Origin of the sequence: Xiashengella succiniciproducens (genome assembly GCF_023674465.1) — a bacterium.
Taxonomy (GTDB): Bacteria; Bacteroidota; Bacteroidia; order Bacteroidales; family Marinilabiliaceae; genus Geofilum; species Geofilum succiniciproducens.
Genome location: NZ_CP098400.1, coordinates 52,244 through 67,277, shown reverse-complemented (window position 1 = coordinate 67,277; position 15,034 = coordinate 52,244). Strand labels below are relative to the sequence as shown.

The following is a 15,034-nucleotide window of genomic DNA, read 5'->3' as shown; positions in this document are numbered from 1 at the left end:
TGGATTTATTGATGGTTAATTATGCTGTATTCTTGATGTGTCAAATTTAAGAATGAAAAATAAGCAGAGGAGCATTTATCCCGAATAAAAACCTGCCCGTCACTGATTGTATGAATAATTTAAGCAAGCCTTTTCGTTTTCTCCTTGTCATAGCAATCAGATCTGTAGGGTTTTCTGTAATATAGCTTTCCATGCTTTTTACAAAACTTCTCCCTGTAATTATTTCATAGGCAATCTCTCTGTCAGGGAAATTCGCCTCACAATACCTTCTAAGTTCATCCATCTTTCTGATATCATTTTTATCGGCCCGTAAAGGTCTGTGAAGGACGGCAGTAATATCAACCTTGAAAGGAGCACTTATTTCTAACAGTCTTTTAAGTGACTCTTTGTCTTCAGGTGCAGACTCAATAAGGAAGAGGATTTTATTCGTCTTTTCAGGAACCAGTTGGATTCCGTCCGGTACAGTGAGTACTGTAGCAGTTGAGGCTTTGATTATATCATTTGTAATGCTTCCGAGGGCTGCTTTAATCAATTCTCCCTTGGTTTTGGTTCCCATTACAATCAAATCATAACCTTCTTCATTGCTGAAGGCAGGGATAAGATCTTCGGGAAAACCTTTAATTACCTTGCAGTTTATGTTGAAAGATGAGGTACCGGATTGTTTGTGCTTTGAAAAGAACTGTGCTGAGATTGTCTCCAGCTTGTTGTAGAAATCACCTTCAGTGGAGATGGTTTCGTCTGCTACGGCAGACGAAACCCTTATTTCATCAGGATCTATCTCCGGTTCCTGAAAGCAGTGCAGAAGAGTTAGTTCTGCTTCCGTCCTTTGCGACAGACCAAGAGCTGTATTTATTGCATTCAGTGAGTAATCGGTAAAATTCAGGGGAACCAGTATCCTGATCATGGCAAACAGATTTTGATGTAGGTTTTAGTTCAACAAACAAGTGTATCTGTTTGCTCAATTACTCCTAGATAATAAGCATAGCATCCCCATAGATTCCGAAGCGATACTTTTCTTTTACTGCTGTTTTATATGCTTTCATAACAAGATCATAACCTCCGAATGCTGCTGTCATCATCAGAAGAGTAGAATAAGGCAGATGGAAGTTGGATATCATACAGTTGGCCACAGAAAAGTCATAAGGTGGGAAAATAAACTTGTTGGTCCAGCCTTCAAAGGGTTTGACATGTCCGTAGGTGCTTACCGAACTTTCAAGTGTGCGCATTACAGTGGTACCTACTGCACATATCTTCTTTTTATTGTCTTTGCCTTTATTGATAATGTCGGCTGCTTCCCCGGTGATAACTATCTGCTCTGAATCCATCTTGTGCTTTGTAAGATCCTCAACATCAACAGACCTGAAGTTACCAAGTCCTACCTGAAGTGTAACAAAAGCAAAACGTGAACCTTTGATCTCGAGCCTTTTCATCAATTCCCTGCTAAAGTGTAGGCCTGCAGTAGGAGCTGCAACCGCACCCTCATTCCTTGCAAAGATGGTTTGATAACGCTCTGCGTCTTCAGGCTCGACCTTGCGTTTGATGAACTTTGGAAGAGGAGTCTCGCCAAGGCTGTAGAGGGTCTTTTTGAACTCATCATAGGGGCCATCATACAGGAAGCGCAGTGTACGACCACGAGAGGTTGTATTGTCGATAACCTCGGCAACGAGTGTTTCGTTTTCTCCAAAATACAGTTTATTTCCAATACGAATCTTTCTGGCGGGATCTACTAGGACATCCCAAAGGCGTTGCTCCTGATTAAGCTCTCTTAGTAAAAAGACCTCTATCTCGGCACCGGTCTTTTCCTTGTTACCATATAATCTGGCAGGAAAGACCTTTGTGTCATTGAATACCAGCACATCATCTTCCCCAAAGTATTCAATTATATCTTTAAAAGTCTTGTGCTCTATTTTACCGGTATCCTGGTGTACTACCATCAAACGTGATTCATCACGATTGGGAGTGGGATACAGGGCTATCAGTTCGTCCGGCAATTTGTACTTAAACTTGGATAGTTTCATTTCAGTCAGATGCTATATGTTTTAATAATGCTTTAACTATGTAATTCAATTCTTTGATGCTGTAATCAACTTGTGAAAATCTTCTATGCTAATCGCATTCTCAATTCTAAGATTGCCTATGGCAGTTCTAATCAGTCCCGAGAGGTGAGCTCCGCTGTTCATTGCAACCCCCAGGTCATGAGCAAAGGACCTTATATAGGTTCCCTTACTGCAAACAACCCTTATTGTTGCTGTAAGGTCGCTGAAGTTTATTAGTTCCAGCTCTTTAAACTCTACTAACCTCTTTTCTACTTCCAGACTTACGCCTTTGCGTGCATGCTCATATAGTCGTTTTCCATCTTTCTTTATAGCAGAGAACATTGGCGGGGCTTGCATCTGTTCTCCTTCAAAACCATTCAGTACTGTTATGATTGCATCCTGGTCAATTCCACTAGTGTCAAAATGCTTGTCAGGCTCCGTTTCCAGATCGTATGATGGGGTGCTTGCTCCGAATGTTACCTTTGCCACATATTCTTTGTCGGCACCCATTAACTGTTCAATCTTCTTAGTTGCTCTTCCTGTGCAAATAATCAATAGGCCACTTGCAAGAGGATCCAATGTTCCGGCATGGCCTACCTTTAACTTAGCCAGTCCCAGTTCTGAGCGCAGAAGATTCCTCATCTTGTTTACCACATCAAAGGAAGACCAGCCCAAAGGTTTGTCAACCAGTATTATCCTACCCTCCTTGAACTCCTCAGGACCGCACTTTTCGGTTGCCCTCAGTGTATTAACAAGTTCTTCCATTCTTATCCCAACATATATCCTGAAATGGCGATCAGTGCTATTATAGCACAGTAGATGGCAAAATATATTAACTTACCATCCTTTACCAGTTTGACCATCCATTTACAGGCTGCGAGCCCGGCAATAAAGGCAGAAATAAAGCCTATAATCAAAACAAATACCGGTGTTGTGCTTGCTGCAACCTGAGTGTCACCAAGCTCAAACAGACTAAGCAGGTTTTCCCCAATTATCGGAACCAGTACCATCAGGAAGGAAAATCTTGCTACTTCACTTCTTCGATTGCCAAGAATAAGTCCGGTTGCAATGGTAGTACCTGATCTCGAAAGGCCTGGTATTACTGCTATTGTTTGTGCAACTCCAATAATCAGAGCATCCCAAAAGGAAATATTCCTGTCACCTGCCTTCTTGTAATATGCAAATGCCAGCAAAGCAGCTGTAAGCAAAAGCATAAGTCCGACAATCAAAATTATTGCTGCAGATTCAAAGACAGCCTCTACGCTGTCTTTGAAAAACAGTCCGACAATGGCTATCGGAATCATAGATATTGCAATTTTTACAAAATATTTTGTTTCCTCATTCCACTGAAAGCGGAAAAGCCCTTTCAGTAGTTGCCAGATATCCTGCCTGAATACAACTATGGTACTGAGCACTGTTGCTCCATGCACAAGTACAGTAAATGCAAGGCTGTCTTCTGTTTCTATTCCCAGCAGTCCTTTCCCAAGTTCGAGATGCCCGCTGCTGCTGACGGGCAGAAATTCTGTCAGTCCTTGAATCAGACCGAGGATCAGTGCTTCAAACCAGTTCATTAAGTCGCTTTCCTTAAATCAGTTGTTATACCCTTTATTCTTGCTAAATGTTTCCTTTCCGTGTTTCTACAGGAAAGTCATTTACACCCTTACTTTTTATCTACGCTTGGTTTCTTCATTATTGCGTAAATGGCGAAGATAAAACCAAATAAAGCTACCATGGGCGCCAGGGTCCGACGTCTGAAGCCATAAATTTCTTCGTTGAAAACTTCAGGGTCATTATTGGAGGCCCCTGTCATCAGAAGGAAACCAATCACTACAATAACAAAGGCAACTGCCAGAAGTATATAGTTTTCCTTGTGCAATGCCATTTCAAATTTCTTTCCTGAAACACTGCCTGATCCGGTTTTCACGGACGAAGGCTGCTTAGTAGTCTTAGACATATATCGCGATTATTTGTGTTTGTTGTAATCAGTAGTAAAGCTGGTCGGTCTTGAGCCTCAAATACTTGTTGACGGCAAAGAAGGTCGACATCCAGGTAATAATGATTCCCAGGATTATTACCATAAGAAACAAAAGACTGATCATCAGTGTGTTGGAAAAACCGAGCACCCCGTTTATCTCATTGCTGAGAAGGTAGATAAACATCGACAAGAGTACTATAGCCAGGGTGGCACCTGCAAGTCCGTGCAATACGCTCTTGAGCAGGAAGGGTTTTCTGATAAAGCCTCTAGTAGCACCAACCAACTGCATGGTATTTATAATAAAACGCCTTGAATATACAGAAAGGCGTATGGTATTGTTGATCAAGGCAACTGCAATAAAAAGCAAAAGCATGCTGAAAACTCCCAGTACAAAGGCTATGCGCTTCATATTTTCGTGGATGGCATCCAATAGGTTCTTCTGATAGTAGACGTCCTTGACCTGGGGCAGTCCATTTAGTTGTGCTTCTATTACTGCCATGCTATCGGGATTGGCCCAGTCTGCTTCAAGTTTAACCTCAATTGATGCAAGTAGTGGGTTATAACCAAGGAAATCTACAAAATCCTCACCCAACTCCTCCTTCAGCGCATCAGCTGCCTGGTCCTTTGTGATATACTCCGCTACCCTGACATAGGGTGCGGCACTAAGTATTTTCTGAAGCCGAATCACTTCAGCTTCCCGGGCATTATCGTTGATAAGCACGGTAAATCCAAGGTTCTCTTTTACATATACCGAAAGCCTTGTGGCATTCATGTATAGAAAACCAATTATTCCAAGCAGAAAAAGCACCAAGGAAATACTGATTATTGTAGTTGCGTAAGAACTCCTGAGCTTCCTCCTGGCAGCGCTGTGACTCATGCTATCGCAAAAATTTGTTATCGAAAGTGCACAATGTTCTCAACTTAAGTGCAAATATAGTCAAATATTGGGGCTCTTCCTATATAATATGAGTTAAATAAATCTATATTATTAGCTACTTTTGTCTGTTAATACCACACAGATCCATGGAAGTGCAGAATGTTTTGATACTTGGAGAGAGCAGTCGCAGGGCCCTAATTGGAGCTTTGCGCATTCTTGCCGACGACCCACGTGTCAGATTGCACTTTGGAGTTACAGGACTTAATTTCTCTAAAAGGGCACTTCTAAGCAGCTATCCTGAAGTCGGGGTTTTCCATCTTGATTTCCGTAGTCCGGAATTGTTTGTAGGCAGTCTGCTAGACCTGGTTTCAAATATCGGCCCCTATATAATTTTGCCAAGTGATGAATATTGGCTTAGGATAATTCTGGCTAACAGGCAGGTGCTTGAGGAAAGGGGGATCAGGATGCGCTGCCCCGAGGAAGCGATATATGCGAGGGTATCCGACAAGGGCAGTTTTGCTGCTCTTTGCCAGGAGCACGGCCTTGAGGTTCCACAGGAATGTGATTTTCCCAAGAGCTATTCATTTCCTTTTGTCGTCAAAGCCCGTAGGTTGGAAAAGAGTGCCGGGATTCTGGAATATCCTTTTTTAGTTGAGAATCAAAAGGCTTTCTCACTGCTGCAGAAGAAGAATATCGACATCTCAAAGCATTTCTGCCAGCAGCTGATCGTTGGCCCAAGTTATTATTACTGTGCCTTTTATGATAAAGGAAAGCTATTATTTAACTTTTCCCAGATCAACCTTTGCCAACAACCAGGAGGGAAGTCTGTAATCAAAGCACGTCCGGCCTCACTGCCGGACGGGATATGCAATAAGATAGATTCGATCTTTGCTGATCTGGAATGGGATGGTGCTATAATGTTTGAACTAAAGCAGGATCTATCCTCAGGTAGGTACTATGCTATTGAGTGCAACCCACGTTTGTGGGGACCCTCTATGTTGTGTATTGATAACGGACTTGATATTTTTAGTCCCTTGTGCTTTCTGCCGCCAAAGAACCTGGGAAATCCGGACAAGATTGCAGGATACCTTTGGACTTCAGGTTATATCGAGGGCTTTTTTACAGGATTGAAGATGAAGAGCCGTTTTCAGAGTTTTGATGAACCGCCATCTCTTCCTAGGGTAAGATACAAGTCTGTCTGGTGGCGGAAGGATACTATGGTATATGCAATGGCTGAGACCCTGACAGTGATATTAAAAGGCTTAAGGAGTGTGTTTGCAGGGAAACCGTAAGCTATTCCGTATTATATTTGAACTGTACCATTTTTTGAATTTATAATTCAGGCTTATGCTGTTTTTGTTCAGATCGAACTCAATACTCTTTGATGCAAAGGCTGAGCTGGGGGAGGAATTAATGATCCTGACCTCCGGTTACTTTATATATGAGGAGGAACTGTATCGCGGTAATAAGCTTGATTCTTTTGTAGAAGCACAGTATAGTTCAGGAAATCTTGAGAGCCTTGTGCCCCATTTGAGTGGGTGCTATATGGCCGTAATTGTTGATGGTGCGAAAAAGAAAGCCCTTGTAATACAGGACCGTTGGGGTAGTTATCCACTGTTTTATTGCCAGCATGGGGATGAACTGCTCTTAGGTGATGATTACAGGGATTTTATAGATAGGTACCGAGACCTTAAGGTTGATATTTCTGCAGCTGGGCAACTTGTTTCCTTTGGTTATGTATTTGGAAATAAGACTTTGATTGATGGTGTCTTCGAGTTTGATTCTGCTCACATACATCGCCTGTCATTTAATGAGGGCAAGCCGATAATAGACTCTGCTAAGTACTGGACATTATACTACAGTTTTGATCGGGCTTCGCTTGAGACGGCATCTGCAAGGTATGCCGAACTATGGGCGCATAGAATGGATATCTTTGCAGCAGAACTTAAGGGGACAGCTAAGCCTGTAATAATACCTCTCTCGGCCGGTATGGACAGTCGTCTGGTTGCTGAAGCTGTTGATCGTCGGGGCATTGCACAATACAACTTCACCTTCGGTGCAGGCCCCAACAACCATGAGATACTTACTGCAGGCCTGATTAGCAGGTCTCTCATGCATGGTATGGGACAATTTAACCTTTACCTGAGTCAGGAAGGTTTTGAAAGTTTTAAGCAGGATGGTCCTGTGAGTTATAGAATCACCACTGGACACTTTGCTGAAAAGAACCTGTGGTTTGCCCAGAAAATGCGTGACAACTGTGACTTTATGCTGACAGGCCATCTTGGTGATTTTATGGCAGGGGATCATCTCAAAAGCAGGATGAAACTCTGGAAAAGCCCAGATGAGGTTGTTGAGTACATTGTCAAGTTTAAAAGCACTTCTGCCTGTAAAAAACTCTTCTACTCCAGCCCCTCTTTCAAGGATGCTATTTATGAACCGTTAAGGCAGCGTCTGCCTGATGACTGTGACCTGATAAACAGTTATATGAGGTGGAATCTTGGAGAAAGGCAGAGGAGGCTAATTATAAGGTCGATTATTGCAGAGAAGCACAGTGAACTTCCTCTGATGTTGCTGCCTTTCTGTGATTATGAGTTGTTTGATTTCTATACCAGACTGCCATTTGAACTCTTGCTAAACTCAAGACTTTACCGCCATGCGGCGGTAAAGCATATTTACAGGGACAAGCCTCTGATGTATCGCACAAAGGTTAATGGACATGCAATGTATCCACCTTTTCAGGGCATTATTGGAGAGTATTATAAAAAGCTCTCAGATCTTATTGAAAGGAACACTGGAGGGATTAAGGGCAGTTACGATTACTCTCCGGAGATAAACTGGAAGGAAGAAGCAATAGATTATGTTTTTCCAGAGGGCTTTCCCATTGAATGGCTAAGGGAAGAACTTCTCCCGGGTTATTCAAGGTTTTTGTATGCTTTGTCAGAGTTTACAAAAGAGTATCGTACAAATCAGCAATAGCAATATAAGATGGGCAAGATAAAATCGGCAGCCAGAAACACTTTCTTCTATAGTCTTTCCAATATGCTGGGAAAGCTGTCGGGGTTGATATTGCTGCCACTGTATACTGTCTATCTCTCAGTTGACATGTTCGGTCTCTATTCCCTTTTTGAAATAAGCTATCAGGTCATTGTGGCCTTTACAGGGATGGGGATCAGAACTGCAATGTCGCGCTGGTATTGGGATAAGGGCATGGAAGGAAGGCAGAAGGAGTTATTTTACTCAGCCTGCCTTTTTAATGCTGTGGTCAATATTGCTACAATGACAGTGCTTTACCTGGGTTTTGATCTTCTTGCAAAGTATTACTTTCAGGCCCCGGTATCACAGGAGCTGAGGATAGTCTTTGTTGTAGGCACCCTGTTAAGACTTTTCTCAGAGATGCCTATGCTGCTGTTGCGTGTTACCCACAAGGCATTTCTGCATACGGTTCATCAGTTTATCCAACTTGTTGTATTTGTTGGCATGACTGCCTACTTCCTGGCTTATAGGAATTTGGAGATCTATGGTATTTTCCTTGCCTATCTGATTTCTTATGGACTGAACTTTGTCCTGCTAATCCCCTATATGTTCAGGAACTTCAGGTACACTTACCTGAAGGCTGAAGTAAAGGATATGCTTGCCTTTGGTATGCCGCTGGCAGGAGCCAATATTGTCAATATGATTCTCAACCTTAGCGACAGGGTGATTATCAATTTCTTCGGGACACTCAAAAGTGTAGGTAACTACTCCCTTGCACATAAAATAGCAAATGTGATAGACCTGATGATAGTCAGTGCTTTTATGAAGGCTTATACCCACTTGTATTACAAAGGGATGAATGATGAGGATAGCAGTATTTTCTTTACTAAGATCCTTCATTATCTTATGATTCTCCTGGCCTTTGTAAGTATGTGCTTTGTGGTACTTACGGACTACCTGGCCTTGCTGTTTTCCTGGGGTGATTATCGTAGCAGTTTGGCTCTGGTCCCGGTATTGACACTTAGTGTAATGTTTAGTGGATTGCGATCAGTAATGACCCTGCCGCTTTCGAAGGTCAAGAAGACGAAGATTATCTCGATGATTTCCCTGTCAGCCGGAATTATAAATATTATCGGAAATATTGCCCTTGTTCCCTTTGTCGGCGCAATGGGTGCTGCTATTGCAACTCTGTTCACACAATTTGTTACCTCTGTATGGATGTATAAACAGGCTTGTAAATATGACCCTGAGACAAATTTTGGTGGTCGTACACTTACGGTCATTATTGGCAGTTCACTGCTTTACTCCATAGTTGCAATCCTAATAAAAGATGTTCCCGGCATACTGAGGTATGCCTCGGATGCTTTCCTGATACTTTCATGGCCGATCCTGCTCTATACCATAAAGATTATTGACAAGAAGGAAATTCTTATTCTTCGGGGTTTTATTAGGAAATGGAGAGATCCATCCCAGTGGAAGGAGAATCTGGCTCAAGAACTAAAAGAAATAGATTAAGCAATGCTAAGTGAGCGTCTGAATACGAATAGAATAGCCTATGTGCTATTTCACCTGAGTCAGCATTTTGAGTGTGATTCTGATCTAAGGCTATGCTTTTTTGATTCTGATAATCCCACAAGTCGGAGCTTCTATTACTTGGCCATCGATGGAAAACTTGTTGAGTTGCCTGTTATGTCATCTGACCCTTGCATCTACTTTCCCTTAACTGCTAATAAGGCTGACTATGTGACAAGAGTAGAACATAAAGGTAGAAACATCCCTGTTTTATTTCCTTTGCATGAGGACATATGCATATATGAGTTTGATGAAAACTCAAACCTGATTTTCAGACATGATCTGCTAAAAGCTGCTTTTCTGATTCTTTCAGGATACCAGGAGACTCTGGGAGATGAGACAGATGTTCACGGCAGATATAGATATGAAGATTCATTGCAGAAACAGCTGAATATTACCACTATTCCTGTTGTTAATTATTATTTTGATTTAATTGTTGAAGGACTATCTGGGTTTTGTCAGAAGCATGGAATAGGATTTCGCAGGAAAAGGCTTTTTGAGAATTTTGGTTTTCTATTAAGTCACGATGTTGACCGCATAGCATTTTATCATCCGCGGGAGGTGGCATTCAAACTGAAACAACTATTAGGAATGGCTCCCTTATATTATAGTAAGTCAGATACATTAAAGTTGTTTTTTAAAGGGATACTTTATAATATAAACCCTCTGCATGGAGAGGATCCGTGGTGGAATTTTGGTATGATGACTGAGCTTGAAAAGAAATTGGGGCTAAGGTCTTCCTTTTATTTTCTTGAAAAGAACAATGGACACTTTGATTCTCGCTATACTTTCAGAACTGCACGCATCAGGAGACTTATCAATAGATTGAATGAAGAGGGATTTGAAACTGGCCTGCATGGATCCTACAATAGTGCTTTTAGCAAGGAAGCATTATGTGAGGAGTTGAATAGCTTTACCAATAATACTGGAATCAAACCTGTGGGAATCAGACAACACTTTTTGAGATTGCGTTACCCCGACACTTTACTTTACCAGGAAGAATTGGGTTTTGAGTATGATACTTCCCTTGCTTTTGCTGAGCATGAAGGTTTTCGTAATGGTTACTGTTACCCCTTCAGGCCATACGATTTTGATAAGGATAGGATGGCTATGATTTGGGAGTTTCCCCTAATGCTTATGGAAGTTTCAATACTTGGTGAAGGCTATAGGAATTTGCCCTATACTGAGATTGGAAATTGTGCCATGACCCTGATTGATGAGGTTAGGAAGTTTGGTGGTTTTTTCAGCATGCTGTGGCATAATTGCAGACTAGATGAGTCCTTATATCCTGGAATAACCAACTACTATAGAACTCTTTTAGAGGATATAATTAAACTACAACCTGAAGCATTAACAGGGAAGGACCTGTTAAATATAATAAAGGAGGAGTAAGATCGTAGCTGCCATGTGTAAAGTGACTATAAGGCTTTTGGCCTAAAGTGGCATATGCCTATGATGGTCGCCAGGTATTAGTTAATAAGCTGCCCTAGCAGATATATGTTGTGGTTTGGATATAGACGATGCGTAGGTGATCCTGGTATAAGGATATACCTGGAGGATATGAATTCAAAGAAGTTCAGTTAATCCTAAATAGGTAGCCTTGACTAAAGGCGTTTTATCAATTCCTTAAAAAAGTGTTCAACCCTGTTTTCGAAGTTATGGTCTTTTAAAGTCCTTTGCTGGCCATTAAGAGCTATACGTCTGCATTCTATGGGGTTATCAAGGAGCCATTTTATTTTATCCAGACAATCATCTACAGAGCTATAGGTAATAACTTCTTCTCCGTCTTTAAATAGCTCTGAAAGATTGGATTTCTTATCAGTAAGTAGGCAGGTTCCAACTCCTGTAGTTTCAAACAAGCGCATATTTGCAGCATAATCACCTGCACAATCGATATGTATGTTGAATCCAATCATTGACCTGGACAGGGCTTTAAACATTTCAAGTCCGAAGACCGGAGCTAAGGCTATTCTGTATAGTTCAGGAGCAATAGATGGGGCTTTGGGCAGTGAACTGTGATTGCGCCCTTTTTTTATTAAAGGGAAGCGATCTGTAAGCCCTGTTAGTCCTATAGAGTCAAATGTTTTTGCGGCCAAATAAGATGCCTGTTTTTTAACCAGGGCTACTTTGCTTCTATCCGGCAGATTTCCATAAAAAGTAAAGGGGATATCGTTGCTAATAAGCTGATGAAGCACCTGTTTTCGCAGATCATGAAAGCCCTCATCAGTAATAATAGAACCAATAAAGGCCAGTTTACTTTCCTGGTAGTTGTTGTTCTCGTTCAAATGTTGCAATACCCTTTGGTCAAAGGCATGAGGGATTATTACACTTTCAATTCCATATTGCGCTAGATTCTTTTGAAAGAAAGGGGAACATACGGTAAAGTAATCAAATACTTTAAATGATTCCAGTTGTACTGTGGTAAAAGGAGCGCAGATATTTCCTATGCATAGTTTTAATGAAGGGATCTTTTCTTTTAATCTTTTGACAAAGTCACCATTGTAAGATACACTGTCCTGAAAATATATTATCTCAGGTTTGAAAAGCTCAATCTGTTTTAACAGGATATCTGTCAATGAAAGGTTTACCGGAAGTCCTGCTTCCTCTGCCCATTTTTTTTGAAGGGGTTGGGCATTTGCAACAATTTCCATTGTGTCAAATCCTTTTTTGCTGAGCAGACGCCCATAGTTGTCAGACCACGCAAAACACTGTCCCATTAGATGACTGTATTGATCATCATAGGACTGGTTGACTACATTTGGGTCACGCGTGTAATAGTCAGCTAAAAAGTCACGGTAATATGTTGAGACTTTAAGGAAGCGCATAGCTAAAGTGACTTAAAGAAAGCTTTTATCTTTTCGGCAACATAGTCTACCTCATCCTCCTTAAGTTCCGGGAAGATAGGAAGAGAGATCAGCTCTTTTGAATATTTACTTGCATTGGGATAATCAGATTCTTTATAACCCAGGTACTTGTATGCAGTTAGATTTGGTAATGCTATCGGATAGTGCACCAATGCGCCAATACCTTCCCCCTTTAAATAATCAAGCAGTTTGTCACGCAAGGCTGCTTCAGTTCTAATTGGAAAGATGTGATAAACGTGTTTGGCTCCCTCCCTTTCCTTTGGCAGTATAATATCATTTAGATCAGACAATCTTTCGTTGTACCAGGCAGCAACCTGCCTTCTTTGTTCTGTCCACCGCGCAAGGTGCTTAAGTTTTACATCAAGTATTGCAGCTTGAATGCCATCAAGTCTGCTGTTTATACCTTCAAATCTGTGATCATATTTATCAACTCTTCCATGGTTAGCAAACATTACAACCCAGTTGTAAAGGTCTGTGTTGTTGCTTACAAGTGCACCTCCGTCGCCATAGGCACCAAGGTTTTTGCCCGGGTAAAAGCTGAAGGTGGCGCAGTCGCCAAAGCTTCCGCACATTTTCCCTTTGTATTCAGCCAAGACAGCCTGAGCTGTGTCTTCGACAACCTTTAGCCCATTCTCTTTGGCTATCTTCATTATCTCATTCATATCGGCTGATTGGCCGTAGAGATGAACCGGAATAATTGCCTTAGTTGCTTTTGTTACCTTTCGTGCAAGGTCAGCCGGGTCTATTACATAGTAATCATCACAGTCGGCAAAGACAGGTTTGGCTCCACAAAGTGAAATCGCTTCTGAAGATGCTATAAATGAATTTGCTGCAGTGATTACTTCATCACCTTCTTTAACCCCGAGAGCCTTAAGAGCTATAAACAAAGCATCAGTTCCGTTACCCAGACCAAGGGCCTTGCTAACACCTATTGTGCGTGCAAAATTCTCCTCAAAACTACTTACATAGGAGCCCTTTATAAAGGCGCTATCCCGGATAACATTTTCAATAGCTGCGTCTATCTCACTCTTTATGCTTTGATATTGCCTGTAAAGGTCTGTCAATGGAATTTTCATCTCTGCAATTTGTATTACGGTCAGAGGCTTTTAATCAATCGGGCTGGATTGCCTGCATAGATACCCGGTAAGTCTATATTCTTGGTCACAACGGCACCAGCCCCTATAACTGCCCCGTCACAGATGCTGACAGGAAGTATGGTTGCGTTTGAACCTATTGAGACGTTATTTCCTATAGTGGTGCTTTTCCATTTGGCTTTATCTCCGTCGGCCGGTTTGCCATCGGAAAACAGATCATTTATAAACATTACACCATGTCCGATAAAACAATTGTCTCCGATACTTACCAATTCACAAATAAAACTATGCGATTGGACCTTTGTGTTTTTGCCGATAACAACACCTTTTTGTACCTCAACAAAGGGGCCAATAAAGCAGGCTTCTCCAATTGTACATCCGTAAAGGTTGACACAATCGGCCACAGTTACTCCCGGACCAAAGTTAACGTCCCTTATTCCTATATTGAAGGTCCTCTCTGGTTTCATGGTGCTTTATCTTGCTGAAGAATATATCTTGTCGATTATCTCGACGGTCTTAAGTCCTTCGTAACCGCTTGTGGCTATTACTCCCTTGTTGTTAAGCACTGCGACAAGGTTTTCGTAAACCTTGTCGTGGTTGGACATAGAACCCTGATATTCACCATAGTCATTTGGCTTTTTGCTTTCTTCAAGGTTTTCTATTCTGTAGTCCTTAATGTTCTGGTACTCAAGTTCGTTAAGGTACTGTCCTCCAATCTTTACAGTTCCATTCTCTGCAAATACAGTAAGAGAACCTTCCATATTTTTCTTGTAACTGTTGACCGTATAATTGATGGTTCCTATTGCACCATTATAAAACTCAACAGCAACAACTCCTGTATCTTCAAAATCTATGATGCCCTGGTGGTCAAAATTCCTTGTCAAAGGGAGGACGGTCTTGATATCGCCGATCAACCAGTAGAGTAGGTCGATAAAGTGGCTGAACTGGGTAAAGAGAGTCCCTCCGTCCATCTCACGGCTACCCTTCCAGTCAGACTCTGCATAGTACTTTTCGTTTCTGTTCCAGAAGCAGCTAAGTTGCACAGAGAATATTCTGCCAAGACGTCCCTCCTCAATAACATGCTTAAGTGCCTTTACCGGGGGATTGAAGCGGTTTTGCTTGACTATAAACAAAAGGCGCTTGGCCTGTGCGGCTCCGTCAATCATACGACGGCAGTCCTCCACATTAATTGCCATGGGCTTTTCGCAAAGCACATGGTAGCCGGCCCTTAGGGCGGCTATGGTATGAGTGGCATGCATCCCATTTGGAGAACAGACCGAGACAACATGCATCTTTCCTTTGTTTTCTTCAAGGAAGCTCTCATAGCTTGGAAAGGCCTTTGCTCCATATTCAGAAGCCAGGGCTTCAGATTTTTCGGGTTTAATATCATAGGTAGCTACAAGCCTGCCATTGTTGTTTATGTGCTGTGCGTGTCTCTGGGCTATTCTGCCGCAGCCGACTATACCAAAATTTATCGCGGAATCTGACATTTTTCGTGCTTCATTACATAAGCAACAAATGTAATTATAAAATATCAAATTGACCTTTTGGGCCGGGTGCTTAATGTTGCCTGCTGGAAACTGATTAATAGAAACAGGACTTAGGAAAAGCAGAAAAATACTATCTTAACACTTCAAACGGAC

Annotated in this window: 14 protein-coding genes; 4 read left to right on the top strand and 10 right to left on the bottom strand. The window is 41.7% G+C overall.

The window, feature by feature from the left end; all coding sequences use genetic code 11:
* Window positions 1-46: 46 nt before the first annotated feature.
* The 6 genes from M9189_RS00280 to M9189_RS00255 all read right to left on the bottom strand — a co-directional run bounded on the left by M9189_RS00280 (window position 47) and on the right by M9189_RS00255 (window position 4,888).
* Window positions 47-904, bottom strand: coding sequence for a universal stress protein (locus M9189_RS00280; protein WP_250723906.1), 858 nt, complete (start codon window positions 902-904; stop codon window positions 47-49).
* Between the two features lie 64 nt (window positions 905-968).
* A complete protein-coding gene (gene queA, locus M9189_RS00275) occupies window positions 969-2,018 on the bottom strand; it encodes a tRNA preQ1(34) S-adenosylmethionine ribosyltransferase-isomerase QueA (RefSeq protein ID WP_250723904.1) in 1,050 nt (349 codons plus the stop codon).
* 45 nt (window positions 2,019-2,063) lie between these two features.
* Complete coding sequence (truB, locus tag M9189_RS00270; RefSeq protein ID WP_250723902.1) at window positions 2,064-2,801, bottom strand: tRNA pseudouridine(55) synthase TruB; 738 nt, start codon at window positions 2,799-2,801, stop codon at window positions 2,064-2,066.
* Between the two features lie 2 nt (window positions 2,802-2,803).
* Complete coding sequence (locus M9189_RS00265) at window positions 2,804-3,607, bottom strand: undecaprenyl-diphosphate phosphatase (RefSeq protein WP_250723900.1); 804 nt, start codon at window positions 3,605-3,607, stop codon at window positions 2,804-2,806.
* Window positions 3,608-3,696: 89 nt separating this feature from the next.
* A complete protein-coding gene (locus tag M9189_RS00260) occupies window positions 3,697-3,990 on the bottom strand; it encodes a DUF3098 domain-containing protein (RefSeq protein WP_250723898.1) in 294 nt (97 codons plus the stop codon).
* A gap of 28 nt (window positions 3,991-4,018) precedes the next feature.
* Window positions 4,019-4,888 (bottom strand): cell division protein FtsX, encoded by an 870-nt coding sequence (locus M9189_RS00255; protein WP_250723896.1) that lies wholly within the window; start codon window positions 4,886-4,888, stop codon window positions 4,019-4,021.
* A gap of 146 nt (window positions 4,889-5,034) precedes the next feature.
* Here M9189_RS00255 and M9189_RS00250 point away from each other — a divergent pair, with 146 nt between their 5' ends.
* Genes M9189_RS00250 through M9189_RS00235 form a run of 4 tightly spaced genes read left to right on the top strand, consistent with a single transcriptional unit; the run spans window position 5,035 to window position 10,825 of the window.
* Window positions 5,035-6,180, top strand: coding sequence for an ATP-grasp domain-containing protein (locus M9189_RS00250; protein WP_250723894.1), 1,146 nt, complete (start codon window positions 5,035-5,037; stop codon window positions 6,178-6,180).
* 55 nt (window positions 6,181-6,235) lie between these two features.
* Window positions 6,236-7,864 carry an asparagine synthetase B family protein gene (locus M9189_RS00245; protein ID WP_250723893.1) on the top strand — a complete coding sequence of 543 codons (1,629 nt, stop codon included), beginning with the start codon at window positions 6,236-6,238 and terminating at the stop codon, window positions 7,862-7,864.
* Between the two features lie 9 nt (window positions 7,865-7,873).
* A complete protein-coding gene (locus tag M9189_RS00240) occupies window positions 7,874-9,376 on the top strand; it encodes a lipopolysaccharide biosynthesis protein (protein WP_250723892.1) in 1,503 nt (500 codons plus the stop codon).
* A gap of 3 nt (window positions 9,377-9,379) precedes the next feature.
* Window positions 9,380-10,825, top strand: coding sequence for a polysaccharide deacetylase family protein (locus M9189_RS00235; RefSeq protein ID WP_250723891.1), 1,446 nt, complete (start codon window positions 9,380-9,382; stop codon window positions 10,823-10,825).
* Between the two features lie 212 nt (window positions 10,826-11,037).
* On the opposite strand, the gene M9189_RS00230 is transcribed toward M9189_RS00235, so the two are convergent.
* Genes M9189_RS00230 through M9189_RS00215 form a run of 4 tightly spaced genes read right to left on the bottom strand, consistent with a single transcriptional unit; the run spans window position 11,038 to window position 14,881 of the window.
* Window positions 11,038-12,258 (bottom strand): glycosyltransferase family protein, encoded by a 1,221-nt coding sequence (locus M9189_RS00230; RefSeq protein ID WP_250723890.1) that lies wholly within the window; start codon window positions 12,256-12,258, stop codon window positions 11,038-11,040.
* Window positions 12,259-12,260: 2 nt separating this feature from the next.
* A complete protein-coding gene (locus M9189_RS00225) occupies window positions 12,261-13,373 on the bottom strand; it encodes a DegT/DnrJ/EryC1/StrS family aminotransferase (protein ID WP_250723889.1) in 1,113 nt (370 codons plus the stop codon).
* A gap of 20 nt (window positions 13,374-13,393) precedes the next feature.
* Window positions 13,394-13,858 carry an acyltransferase gene (locus tag M9189_RS00220; RefSeq protein WP_250723888.1) on the bottom strand — a complete coding sequence of 155 codons (465 nt, stop codon included), beginning with the start codon at window positions 13,856-13,858 and terminating at the stop codon, window positions 13,394-13,396.
* Window positions 13,859-13,864: 6 nt separating this feature from the next.
* Window positions 13,865-14,881, bottom strand: a complete 1,017-nt coding sequence (locus M9189_RS00215) for a Gfo/Idh/MocA family protein (RefSeq protein WP_250723887.1) — start codon at window positions 14,879-14,881, stop codon at window positions 13,865-13,867.
* Between the last annotated feature and the right edge of the window lie 153 nt (window positions 14,882-15,034).